12 protein-coding genes are annotated in these 12208 nt (G+C 63.9%); 1 reads left to right on the forward strand and 11 read right to left on the reverse strand.

Features of this window, described 5'->3' with window-relative positions:
• Positions 1–73: 73 nt before the first annotated feature.
• The 11 genes from cydB to ACE10W_RS40290 form a co-directional block, all read right to left on the reverse strand.
• Positions 74–1060, reverse strand: coding sequence for a cytochrome d ubiquinol oxidase subunit II (gene cydB, locus ACE10W_RS40240; protein ID WP_028175285.1), 987 nt, complete (start codon positions 1058–1060; stop codon positions 74–76).
• Between the two features lie 2 nt (positions 1061–1062).
• Complete coding sequence (locus tag ACE10W_RS40245; protein ID WP_304549428.1) at positions 1063–2472, reverse strand: cytochrome ubiquinol oxidase subunit I; 1410 nt, start codon at positions 2470–2472, stop codon at positions 1063–1065.
• 19 nt (positions 2473–2491) lie between these two features.
• Positions 2492–4030 carry a malate dehydrogenase (quinone) gene (gene mqo / locus ACE10W_RS40250; RefSeq protein WP_304549430.1) on the reverse strand — a complete coding sequence of 513 codons (1539 nt, stop codon included), beginning with the start codon at positions 4028–4030 and terminating at the stop codon, positions 2492–2494.
• 42 nt (positions 4031–4072) lie between these two features.
• Positions 4073–4477: a hypothetical protein gene (locus ACE10W_RS40255; protein WP_271556265.1), complete on the reverse strand. Its 405-nt coding sequence runs from the start codon at positions 4475–4477 to the stop codon at positions 4073–4075.
• Positions 4478–4550: 73 nt separating this feature from the next.
• Positions 4551–5987: a class II fumarate hydratase gene (gene fumC, locus ACE10W_RS40260; protein WP_304549432.1), complete on the reverse strand. Its 1437-nt coding sequence runs from the start codon at positions 5985–5987 to the stop codon at positions 4551–4553.
• 185 nt (positions 5988–6172) lie between these two features.
• On the reverse strand, positions 6173–6841 hold the full coding sequence (locus tag ACE10W_RS40265; protein WP_304549433.1) for a YoaK family protein: 669 nt from the start codon (positions 6839–6841) through the stop codon (positions 6173–6175).
• A gap of 18 nt (positions 6842–6859) precedes the next feature.
• Entirely contained in the window at positions 6860–7696 is an 837-nt protein-coding gene (gene fdhD, locus ACE10W_RS40270) for a formate dehydrogenase accessory sulfurtransferase FdhD (protein WP_304549435.1), read from the reverse strand.
• A 3-nt stretch (positions 7697–7699) separates the two neighbouring features.
• Positions 7700–8299: an HdeD family acid-resistance protein gene (locus ACE10W_RS40275; protein WP_304549437.1), complete on the reverse strand. Its 600-nt coding sequence runs from the start codon at positions 8297–8299 to the stop codon at positions 7700–7702.
• Positions 8300–8642: 343 nt separating this feature from the next.
• The gene (locus ACE10W_RS40280; RefSeq protein ID WP_304549438.1) at positions 8643–9143 is read right to left on the reverse strand and encodes a Dps family protein; all 501 of its coding nucleotides are present in this window, start codon (positions 9141–9143) and stop codon (positions 8643–8645) included.
• A 63-nt stretch (positions 9144–9206) separates the two neighbouring features.
• Positions 9207–9770 carry a cytochrome b gene (locus tag ACE10W_RS40285; protein ID WP_304549440.1) on the reverse strand — a complete coding sequence of 188 codons (564 nt, stop codon included), beginning with the start codon at positions 9768–9770 and terminating at the stop codon, positions 9207–9209.
• The gene (locus tag ACE10W_RS40290) at positions 9767–10822 is read right to left on the reverse strand and encodes a catalase family peroxidase (protein ID WP_370205821.1); all 1056 of its coding nucleotides are present in this window, start codon (positions 10820–10822) and stop codon (positions 9767–9769) included. The genes ACE10W_RS40285 and ACE10W_RS40290 overlap by 4 nt, the downstream gene beginning before the upstream one ends.
• A 353-nt stretch (positions 10823–11175) precedes the next feature.
• Here ACE10W_RS40290 and ACE10W_RS40295 point away from each other — a divergent pair, with 353 nt between their 5' ends.
• Positions 11176–12057 carry an SDR family NAD(P)-dependent oxidoreductase gene (locus ACE10W_RS40295; protein WP_304549442.1) on the forward strand — a complete coding sequence of 294 codons (882 nt, stop codon included), beginning with the start codon at positions 11176–11178 and terminating at the stop codon, positions 12055–12057.
• Positions 12058–12208 lie beyond the last annotated feature (151 nt).

Consider the following 12208-nt stretch of genomic DNA (forward strand, 5'->3'; position numbering starts at 1 on the left):
CTTAGACGGTCCTGAACGAGAAAGGCGCCGAAACCGGCGCCTTTCTTTTATTCGCGGTTCGAGCCTGTAGCCGTCAGTAGTGGTCCGCCGTCGCAGCCGTCTTGCCGCGAAAGACGCGATAACCCACCGCGACATAGAGCAGCATCAGCGGGAACACGAACAGGCCCGCGCCCCAGAACATGAAGGCGAGGCTCGCATGAGGCGCCGCCGCCTCCTCGATCGTGATGACGAACGGGATCATATAGGGCCAGAAAGACAGGGCAAGCGTGCCGAAGGCCGATGCGAAGATCAGCGCCACCATGTGGAACGGCCAATAATCGTCGTGGCGCAGGATACTCGTCGCAAGCACTGCGGCGGCGCCCGCGCCGATGAGGGGAAACACGAACAGATAGGGCCGCTCGATCCATCGGCGCAGGATTGGCAGATGTTCGACAAGCGCGTGCGTGAAGACGACGACGAGAAAGGCCAGCACGGCGACCGCGAGCAAGGGAATCTGACGCCGCGTGGCGTCGCGGATCGGGCCCTCGCACTTCCCCACCAGCCAGCAGGCACCGAGCAGCGCGTAGCCGAAGCACAGGCCGATCCCGCACAAGACCGAAAAGCCGGTCAGCCAGCCGAAGGTTCCGCCGACATATTCGCCGTTCGAAAACTGCAGTCCCTCGACGAGCGCCCCGACCATCGCGCCCTGCATGAAGCTTGCGGCAAACGATCCCACGGTGAAGCTGACGTCCCAGACCCGGCGCGAGCGCGAGGCCTTGCCGCGAAATTCGAACGCAACGCCGCGCAGGATCAATCCCAGCAGCATGACCACGACCGGGATGTAGAAGGCGGGCATCAGCATGGCATAGACCACGGGGAACGCCCCCCACATGATCACGCCGGTGACGACCAGCCAGGTCTCGTTGCCATCCCAGACCGGAGCGATCGTGCGCAGCATCTCGTCACGCCTCGCCTCGCCATCGGCGAGGCCAAACAGCATGCCGACGCCGAGATCGAACCCGTCCAGCAGAAGATAGATCAGGATGCTGATGGCGAGCAGCGCAACCCAGAACATCACCATGTCTATTCTCCCGCTTCGAGGTAGCTGTGCGAGGCCGGCACCTGGTCGGCGAGCGACATCGGCCGATTGGGGACGGGAACGTGCAGGGGCTTGCCGCCCAGTCCCGCCGGGCCGGCGCGCAGCAGCCGATAGATGTAGTAAGTCCCGAACGAGAAGATGAAGGCATAGACAGCAACGAACAGGATCAGCGAAGCCGTCGCGGCGGCCGCTGTCAGAGACGGCGTCACGGCATCGGCGGTCCGCAATACGCCGTAGACCGTCCACGGCTGGCGGCCGACCTCCGCGGTGTACCAGCCGGTGAGAATCGCGATCCACGGCAGCGGGAAGCTGAGGAAGATGCCCCACAGCAGCAGGCGGCTCCGATCGAGCCGATGCTTGAGGCCGAGCCAGGTCCCGAACCACGCGAGCCCCAGCATCACGAAGCCGCAGCCGACCATGACGCGGAAGGCGAAGAACGGGATCGCCACCGGCGGCCGGTCCTGCGGCGCGAAGCTGGTGAGGCCGACCTCTTTCGACGTCAGGCTCATGCTGCCGATGATGCTCCCGAGCACGGGAATCGATATCGCATATTTGTTGGATTCGGTGCTCGAATCGGGAATTGCGATCAGCACCTCCGAGGCCGGCTGCTCGTCATGCCAGCGCGCCTCGATCGCGGCGAATTTGGCCGGCTGGTAGTCGTGGACATAGTCGCCGACAAGATGCCCGATGAAGAGCTGGACCGGGAGCAGCACCGCCGCAAGCGCAAGGCCCATCCGCAGCATCACATGGGCCTCGGCGCGATAGGTCCGCCGCAGCAGATACCATGCGCCGGTTGCAGCCACGCAGAATGCGCCGGTCAGATAGGACGCGAGCAGCATGTGCGGAAACCGGACCCAGACCACGCGATTGAAGATGATCTGCGCCCAATCGTTCGGTACGAACTGGCCGTTCTGCAGGACGTAGCCGGTCGGCACCTGCATCCAGCTGTTGTTGACCATGATCCAGAACGCCGAAAGCGTGGTTCCGAGCGCGACCATCGCCGTCGAGAACAGGTAAAACCAGGGTGGCACCCGCGGCCGGCCAAAGATGAGAATGCCGAAGAAGCCCGCCTCCAGCATGAAGGCGGTGAATGTCTCGTAGGAGAGCAGCGGGCCCTGGATCGGACCCGACATCTTCGAGAGCACGCTCCAGTTCGTTCCGAACTGGAACGCCATCACCACGCCCGAGACGACGCCCATGCCGAAGGCAACGCCAAAGATCTTGAGCCAGAACTCGAACAGAGTCCGGTAGACGGGCTTGCCACTATACTGGTGCATCGCCTCGAGCACGGTGAGCCAGGCGGCAAGCCCGATCGTGAACGCCGGAAAGATGATGTGGAACGAGATGGTGAAGGCGAATTGCAGCCGCGACAGGAGGAGTGCCGTCGGATCCATCGGACAATCTCCCGTTCACTCAGGCCCGTTTCGCGACCGCCGGCGCGCGTCCGGCCGGCTGCGGAATGTTGTCGACCTTGAGGACCGCCGCCGTCGTCGCTCGAATCTGACGACAGAAATCCGCGTCGTCGATCAACGACACACCGTAGGACGGGACGATCTGCTTCAGCTTCGGCAGCCAGGCGCTCGCCGTCAGCTCGCCGGCGAAGCACTTTTCGAGCACGCTGATGGCGATGAACGCCGCAGTGGAGGCGCCCGGCGAGGCGCCGAGAAGCGCGACCAGCGAATGATCGTCCGCGCCGACGAGCTCGGTCCCGAATTCGAGCAGACCGCCGCGCTTGACATCGGGCTTGATGATCTGGACGCGCTGGCCTGCGACCTGCAGCCTCCAGTCCTTCGGGTCGGCCTTCGGGAAATATTCGTCGAGCGCCGCAAGCCGGTGGCTCTCGGATTGCAGCACCTGCCCGACCAGATATTCGGTGAGATCGAAATTGTCGCGCGCCACCGAGAGCAGCGGCTTGACGTTGGCAGGACGAATGGACTCGAACAGATCCAGCAGCGAGCCGTGCTTGAGGAACTTGCTCGAGAAGCCCGCATAGGGGCCGAACAGCAACGAGCGCTGGCCGCCGATCACGCGCGTGTCGAGGTGCGGCACGGACATCGGCGGGGAGCCGACCGCGGCCTTGCCGTAGACCTTGGCATGATGACGCTTGTTGATCTCCGGATCGTCGCAGCGCAGCCAGATCCCGCTGACCGGAAAACCGCCATAGCCGCGTGCTTCCGGAAGGCCGGATTTCTCCAGCAGCGGCAGCGCACCGCCGCCGGCACCGATGAAGACGAATTTTGCGCGGACCGACCGCGTTTCGCCGCTCGCGGTGTCGCGCACCTCGATCCGCCAGCGGCCGCCCTGCTCGCGAACGAGACCGGTGACGCAGCTGTTGTAGTGGACCGCGCAACCCGGCTGGCTGACGAGATGACCAACCAGCAGATGCGTCAACGCGCCGTAATCGACGTCGGTGCCGGTGATGATCCGCGTTGCGGCGACCGGCTCGTCGCCGCTCCGTCCGTCCATCACCAGCGGCGCCCATTCGGCAATCTTCCTGGGATCCTCGGTATGCTCCATGCCCTCATAGCAATGATGGGCCGACATCGCCTTGAACCGCTTTCGGAGAAATTCAACATTCTCCGTGCCGTGCACGAAGCTCATATGCGGCACCGGATGGATGAAGGACCGGGGGTCGGCGATCGCGCCCCGCCCGACGAGATAAGACCAGAATTGCCGGGACAGATCGAACTCGACGTTGACCTGGAGCGCCTTGGAGATGTCGATGCTGCCGTCGGGCCGCTGCGGCGTGTAGTTCATCTCGCAGTTCGCCGCGTGGCCGGTCCCGGCGTTGTTCCAGGAGTCCGAGCTCTCCTGCGCGCAATCATCGAGAGTCTCGAGCATCTGAATCGTCAGGGAGGGCTCGAGCTCCTTGAGGAACGCGCCGAGGGTAGCGCTCATGATGCCTGCGCCAATGAGAACGACGTCGGTTTCGCGGTCGGAAGCTGCTGGCATGGCTTTTTCCTTCGTTGGGTGTTGCTGTTCCGGATAGCTCGATCAGGCCTGCACCGATTGCCGCGTCCTGGCGCGGAACGGCACATCGGCTCCCGGCCGCAGGATCACGTAGGCACGGCGCCAGGACGAATCGTCGGTCAATTTCCAGCTGTGCCCCGAGCCGGCGGTGTCTTCGGCAAGCAGGACGTTGCCGGGGTGAATCAGGAAGTGGTGGCCGTCACGCGTCTGGAAATCGAGCGTTCCGCTCAGCGTGATCACGAGCTGCCGGATCGGCGCGGTGTGCCAGGCAAACGCCCCGCCTGATTCCGTCTCCTGGAAGGAGACGCTGACGGCATCGATCTTGCCGGTCAGAAAATCGCCACGCTGGCCCGGCTCCAGCTCGAGGAAACCTTCCTCGAAATGCGAGTTGTTATCCTCTCCGGTCCATAGACGCACACAGCGGATCATCGTGTCTCTCCTTGCATGGTTGCTGCGTTGCCCGCGCGGTGTGGTGCGGGCCGCATCATGGCCCTTGCTCCCTTCAACCGGTTTTCGCACCGATTGCGAGCGGCACCTTGATCTCGGCAACGTAGGGCTTGACCATCTTGGCGGGATCCACGATGCGGTCGAACTCCGGCTCGGTCACGAAGCCGAGCTTCAGCGCCGCCGACTTCAGCGTGAGATCGTTGTCCATCGCGTAATGCGCGATCCGCGATGCCTTGTCGTAGCCGATCACCGGCGCCAGGGCGGTCACGAGCATCAGCGACCGCTCGACATACTCCTTGATTTTCTTGCGGTTCGGCTCGGTACCCTCGACCAGAAAGGTGCGGAAATTCGTGCAGCCGTCGGTGAGGATGGTGACGGATTGCGCGATGTTGTGGATGATCAGCGGCTTGTAGACGTTCATCTCCAGGTAGCCGCCGGCGCCACCGAACCCGACGGCGACGTCGTTCGCCATCACCTGCACGGCGATCATCGTCAGCGCCTCAACCTGCGTCGGATTGACCTTGCCCGGCATGATCGACGAGCCCGGCTCGTTCTCGGGAATCCGCAACTCGGCAAAGCCCGCGCGCGGACCGCAGGACAAAAGGCGGATGTCGTTTGCGCTCTTGTAGAGCGAGCCGGCGAGCGTGCGCAGTGTGCCGGAGAGCTGCACCAGCGCGTCGTGTGCGCCCTGCACGGCGAACTTGTTCGGCGCACTGACGAAGGGCAGGCCCGTCAACCGCGCGATCTCGGCTGCGACGGCTTCTGCAAAGCCCGGCGCCGCGTTAATCCCGGTGCCCACGGCGGTGCCGCCCAGCGCGAGGCGGAAGACGCCCTTGAGCGCGTCGTCGATGCGCGCCAGACCGTCGGCGAGCATCGCGGCATAACCGGACCACTCCTGCCCGAGCGTCAGGGGTGTGGCATCCTGCATGTGGGTTCGGCCGATCTTGACGATGTCGTCCCACTGGTTCGATTTCGACGCGATCGCATCGTGCAGAGCTTCGACCGCAGGAACAAGCCGTTGCGTCACGTTCATCGCGGCCGCGATGTACATGGCCGACGGGAAGCTGTCGTTCGACGACTGCGACATGTTGACGTGATCGTTCGGATGAACCGGCAGCTTGCTGCCGAGCGCCGTGCCAGCAAGCTGGCAGCATCGGTTCGAGATCACCTCGTTCACGTTCATGTTGAACTGCGTTCCGCTACCCGTCATCCAGACGTGAAGGGGAAACATATCGTGATGCTGGCCGGCGAGAATCTCGTCGCAGGTGTGGACGATCAGTTTGTGAATCTTGCCGTCGAGACGGCCGCCGGCGTAATTCGCATTCGCGGCCGCTTTCTTCAGGATCGCGTAGGACTGGATCATTTCGCGCGGCATCAGGTCCCGGCCGATGCTGAAATGCTCGAGCGAGCGCTGCGTCTGCGCGCCCCAGAGCTTGTCCGCGGGAACGTTCACTTCACCCAGGCTGTCTGTCTCTTTGCGGAGGTCGTTCATCCTTTGCCTCTCGTGGCAGTTGATGTCGGGAGCACTCTTGCGGCGCCGACCTAAAGTGTACGGACGGCACAGCGCACACGCTTCCGCGAACGAACGTCCTTTTTCCGAATGGCATGGTGGGCGCCTCGGCTTGCAGCGAGCGAACGCGCGTTGCGCGTGCGGAACACTCAGACAATGGCACTGCTTCAATGCTGGTGGCTTCGATGCCGGCAGAGCCAGAGAACGCACACCGACAATGCGATCGGCAGAGCGAGGCTCCAGGTTCCCAGCCACTTCGTCACGCAGCCACCGACGGCGGCTCCCAGCAGGAACATCAGGCAGATCGCAACCATCGCTCCGCCGCCGCGTACCGCATCGCGATCGGACGCGGCAACGAACTGATCGATGGCGCGGAGCATGTTTCCACTGGCAGTGACCGAGAGGTACTTCCAGCGTCCAACCTGCCTGAAACTCGCCGACTGCAACGCGACGCCGAAGGAGATGACAAAAATCACGATCTGATCGGGAACGCGATGAAGCAGCAGCATCGCCGTGGCAAGGCAGACGATTTCTCCGACGAGACAGCGCAGCGCCGCCCGGGTGCGGGCCGCCACCACCGCCCCCAGGACGAAGGCCACGATCGGAAGGAGATGGTGAAGCGCGCGCAGCCATTGCCCGGACTGGGCGTCGATCCCGAGGAAGACGACGTTGCCGGTCTGCGAACTCGCGAAGACGCCCAGCGACAGCCACGTGAAGGCGTCGAGGAAGCCCCCCGACATGCTCAGGAGAGAGGCAACCAGCAGCGATCGTTCCGGAGCGCAGGCCTCGACGCGCGTCTCGGCCAAGGGCTCCGTTGATGCGGCTTGCATCGCCATGTCCGCCGGTCCGCGAGGTCAGCAGCCGGCGTGCGGCGCGGCCTCTTCAGGCAGCAGAACGCGGCGCGGATGCGTGAATACGCCGTATCCATCATCGCGGGCGACGGCGAGCAACGTGATTCCCGCCTCGTTCGCTGTCTGGATGGCGAGCGCGGTCGGCGCGGAAACGGCAACGACGACCGGCGCGCCGATCATCGCAGCCTTCTGCACCATCTCTACCGAAACGCGGCTCGTCAGCAGCACGGCGCCGTCGCGAGCCGAGTTGCCGTCGCGAATGATTGCACCGGCGAGCTTGTCGAGCGCATTGTGCCGGCCGACATCCTCCCTGACCATGGCAATGCCGGCGCGAGGATGCCAGAAGGCCGCCGCGTGAACGGATCTCGTCTGTTGGTTCAATGTCTGGAGAGGAGACAGCGCCTGCATGGCGCTCAGCAGGTCCCGTGCGTGAAAGGCAATGCCGGGGCTCTCGACCCGCGACGGCGCGCGACGTGCCTGTTCGAGGCTTTCGATGCCGCATAACCCGCACCCGACCGGGCCGCTGATGGCGCGGCGGCGCGCGGCCAGGGACGCAGCGCGGTCGCCATCGAGCCACATCCGCACTTCCACGCCAAGCTCGTTCGAGATCAGCTCGATGCTCCTGATCTCGCTTGCGCGGCCGATGATTCCTTCGGTGAGGCTGAAGCCGAGACCGAAATCCTCAAGATCGGCCGGCGTCCCCATCATCACCGCATGGGTCGACCCGTTGTAGGTCAGCGCGATGGCGCTCTCCTCGGCGACCAATCGCGACGTCGACCTCGTGCGGCCGCCGCGCCAGGCGATCTCCCGGTGCCGCGTGAATGTCGAACCCGTCATCATGGCTCACACCGTCGCCGGCTCGGCCGAATGTCGCGAGGCCCGGTTTCTGAGGGCGAGCCCGAACGCAATGAAGCCCCATCCCTGGAAGATCAGATCGACGACCAGCATCGCACCGAGTAGCCACAGTCCAATGGTCGGCCAGGCTGCAACCAGCATCACGCCGACGCAGAACGTCACGACGCCGGCGGCCACTATCCAGCGCCAGCCTGCGGCCGGCCGCATATGGAAGCCTACCCAGATCCGCGTCACCCCGGCGACGATCAGGAAAGCGCACATTGCGAGCGACAGTGTGAACGAAGCCAGTAGCGGATCGTAGAGGATGACGGCTCCGGCGGCGCCATAGATGATCCCGGCGAACAGCCAGAACAGGAAACCCCGCAGGCTGTGCACGGAGAAGGCATGCACGATCTGGAAGATCCCGGCGACTGCCATGGTCGCTCCAATGACGAGCACGGAGGCCAAGCTCGCCGCCATCAGATTGGCCGACGCAATGCCGCCGAGGATCAGTTCGCCAACCCCCAGTGCAACGAACCAGCCCCATTTTCCGGCAATCGCGTGAATGGCCCTTCCGAGCGACGCCTTCGAGTTCGACATGTCCGTCATGGCTTGACCCTTGTACGTGCGACCGGCCTAGCGGTCATGGATGGGAGCAAGCGTACAGAGTTTCGCTCGGGGTCATCTTTCGAGGATGCCGCGATATTGTTTCATCCGCACGATGCGGGTCTTTTCGGTGGGCTCACGATCAAACGGCGAGCGTTCAAGGCAGGTCTGCAGCCATCTTTGGCAGATGCAACGGCAGTGAGATGGTAGAGTCGCGCATGGACTTCCAACCACCCCTGCGCGGAAGCGAAGGTCGCCCTCGCTTCCGCGGCGTCGCAGCGATCGGCCGCCTTCGACACCAGGTCGATCACCAAGGCAAGCTCGTCATCGACCCGGCATCCTGTGCCTACGAATTCGGGCCGCTTCGTCCGGTCTCGTACAGGAACCAGATCCGCCGCTCCGTCTCATCGATCCAGTTTTCCAGCAGGCTTGCGGTGGCGACGTCGCCATACTCGTCGCAAAGCTCGTGGACCCGACGCATTTCCCGCGTCAGCTGCTGGTTGTCGCTGCGCAGCTCGGCGAGCATGTCCTGGGGTTCGACATAATCCGCGTCGTTGTCGAGAATGCGCTGCTCGCGCGCGATCTGGCCGATCGAGCGCAGCGTCGTGCCGCCGATCTTGCGCGCCCGCTCGGCAATGTCGTCGGTCATGGCAAAGATCTGCTCGGCCTGCTCGTCGAGCAGCAGGTGATAGTCGCGGAAGTGCCTGCCGGATACGTGCCAGTGGAAGTTCTTGGTCTTCAGGTACAGCGCGAAGACATCGGCCAGCAGCGCTCTCAGCGCGGCTGGAATGTCCCGGCTCGCATTGGCCCCGAGATCCGTCGGGCTCTGGAGATCCGCTTTGCTCATTGTCGTCATCCTTGTTGGAGGTTGAAAAACTTTAGCCGCACGCTTCGCCGGCGCGCGAAGCGTTCATTCCACCGGCGTCGTCCTGTTCCGCAACGGCAGGAGCGCGATCGTCCCGAATACGCCGTCGCGGCGGATCAACGCGTGGAACAGCCCTGCCACCAGATGCAGCAGCACGAGGGCAAAGAACGCAAAGCCCAGATAGACATGGGCATTCCACAACAGCGTGTGCAGGCGGTCGCTCTGCGGCAGCAACGCCGGAATTCGAATGCCGCCATACAGAACGACTGGATAGGCCGCAGCCCAAAGCATGCCGAGCCCCAGCAATGGCATCACGATCATGAAGCCATACAGGAGCTGGTGCGACAAACGTGCTCCCAGCTTCATCGCCGGCGGAAGATCAGCCGGCAACGGTGGCGCGCTGTAGTGGCGCCGCAGAGCCAACCTGATCACGACGAGAGCCAGGAGAGTGACGCCGAGCGTCTTGTGGATCAGGATCAGCGGCAGATATGTCGGCGCCACGGTGGACACCATGCCGACGCCGATGAAGAGCATGGCGATAATACAGACTGCCATCAACCAGTGCAGGAGCCGCTGAAGCAGGGCGAAACGATGAGGAGCATTGCTCATGGCCTGGCGGTCTCGGTTCGAGGATAATCCCGGGCTTCGGCCGCACGCAAATCGTAGGACTTGCGGTAGACCGACGAGCGCGCGGCCGGGAAAGGATCGTCCGACACCCGGATTCCCTGCGGCAGCACCGTCGGATCGAAGTTGATGTCGCGGCAGGGCCCATCCCGCTCCGGTTCGATCCGCTGCACGATGAGCGTTCCGACCTGCACCGTACGGCGGCCCTCAGGCCAGGGCTTGCTCGGGTCCGCGGTCGGATCACCGGGATCGGCGACGGTCGTGACCATGGTCCAGCGTTGCGGGCCGGCGATCCGGACCCGTTCCGCTATCTCCTGCTCGAGAAAATCGGGACCGCGCTTTTCCAGCTCGGCTTGTGACAGTGGAACGACCTCCGCCGTCGGCAGCAGCGACCATCGCACCGCATGCTCTGCGCCCTTCGCATCCGTGAAGATGAAACTGTTGAGCCCGTGGTAAGGCTCCTCCGCATAGCTGGCGGTCCAGGGCGCCGTTTTGGCCCAGGCCGCGAAGGCGGCGAATTCCGGATTTGCCTGGATGAACGCCTTCATCGCCTCCGGATCCTTCTTGCCGGATGCAATCAACAGGTCGTGAAACGCCTGCGGCGTGGAGACTGCAAAGAACGGCGGATTGATCATCGCCATCCGCCACTCTTCGCCATCCGCCGTTGCGATCTGCAATCCCAAACCGCGCACGCGCGCGGTTGCGTCCACGGCGTTCGGATCGGCAGCGCCGAGATTGAAGCGGCCCAGAGCCGGATACGTGCCTCGCTCGAAGACCCTGGCTTTCGAGAGTTCCACGCCGTTCCCGTTCGCCTCGAAGACGCCGGTGAAGCAGATTCCCTTGGCATGATTTCGCCGGTGCCCGAGTGGCGGGCCACTCGGGGGCGTGAGCGCCGCGATCATCCGATCCGGCGTCAGGCGCCCGGGCGAGAGCCACCCAGCAGTGTAGGCAAACGCGGCAGCACCGCCCCCGAGGACGGCCACAATCAGCACCAGCGAGCCGAGCCTCGAGCGCGGCAGGTTGCCTGACTGATTCATCGCTTCTCCTTGCAATACGCAAGCCGCCCGGCCCCACGGCCCGTTCTGTCGAGCGGCTCGGGTTCCGTTGTAGCCGGCGACCACGGCCGCGATCTTCTGAAACCGGATCGCCAATTTCGCGAAGGCACGTTCGCGCTTGCCCAGTCTGCGGGGCTCGTCCTCACCGGATTTCGGGCTTTCTCGAAATATTTCGTGCGATCTGAAAATCACTCACCGGGCTCGAAAGACCCGCTTTGCGCCGGGGCCTAGTTCAAAAGGCTCTTCGCATAAGGCCAGCGGTCGATCGACGAACGATGAACGTGTCGCGACGACGCTGGCGTCTTTGCGGGAGCTGGAGTGCGATTGGGGTTCGAATGAGCAAAGTGATCATCGTCACAGGAGCTGCAAACAGCATCGGACGAAGCACCTGCAAGACATTGGCGCAAGCCGGCCACACGGTCTACGTTTCGATGCAGGAAACGAAGGGCCACGATGATCACGGCGTCGAGGACGCCGGCAAGCACGGCGCGGAACTCCGAACCATCGCGTTCGACGTCGCCTCGGAAGCCTCCGTGAATTCCGCCATCGATGCCATCGTCGCCGAGAACAACCGCCTCGACGTGATCGTGCACAATGCCCGACAGGTCATCTACGGACCGGCGGAGGCCTTTACGCCGGACCAGCTTGCCGAGCTCTACGACACCAACGTGCTGAATGCGCAACGGGTCAATCGGGCCGCATTACCCCAGTTGCGCAAGCAGGGCCAGGGCCTGCTGATTTGGGTCTCATCGAGCAGCGCACGTGGCGCCTCGGTTCCTTTCCTCGGGGCCTATGCTTCGTCAAAGGCCGCCCTCGATGCACTGGCGCTCGGCTATGCGGGTGAGCTCGCGCGCTGGGGCGTCGAGACGACGATCGTGGTCCCCAGTGCGCTCGGACCCGGACACTACATTCGCTCCGGCCGACCGCTCGACACGGCGCGGGCCGAGGAATACGCGGATGGTCCGACGGCCGACGTGAGCGAGATCGCGCAATCGGCACTTGCGCAGCTTCCGGCGAAGGATCGAACTCCGCAAGACGTCGCGACCGCCATAGCCGATGTCGTCGGCATGCCATTCGGACAACGGCCGCTGAGAGTTCATTTCGGTCCTGACGACGACGGAGCCGCAACCGTCAACGCCGTCGCCGACAGCGTCCGCATGGAACTTCTCCGCCGGATCGGGTTGGACGACATTCTCAAGCCCGCGTCCATCGGATAGGGCTGGGTGTCGTGGCGTCGCACATTCGTGATCAGGCGAGACCGAAGACCAGCTGCGGCGCCCGTTTCGACGCATCGAGCGACAAGCTCCCGGTCGTAATCAGGGGTCGATTCCTGAAAATCCGGGAGCCTCTTCGGAGCCCCAGACGAAA

The organism is Bradyrhizobium sp. B025 (assembly GCF_042257955.1).
Taxonomy (GTDB): Bacteria; Pseudomonadota; Alphaproteobacteria; order Rhizobiales; family Xanthobacteraceae; genus Bradyrhizobium; species Bradyrhizobium diazoefficiens.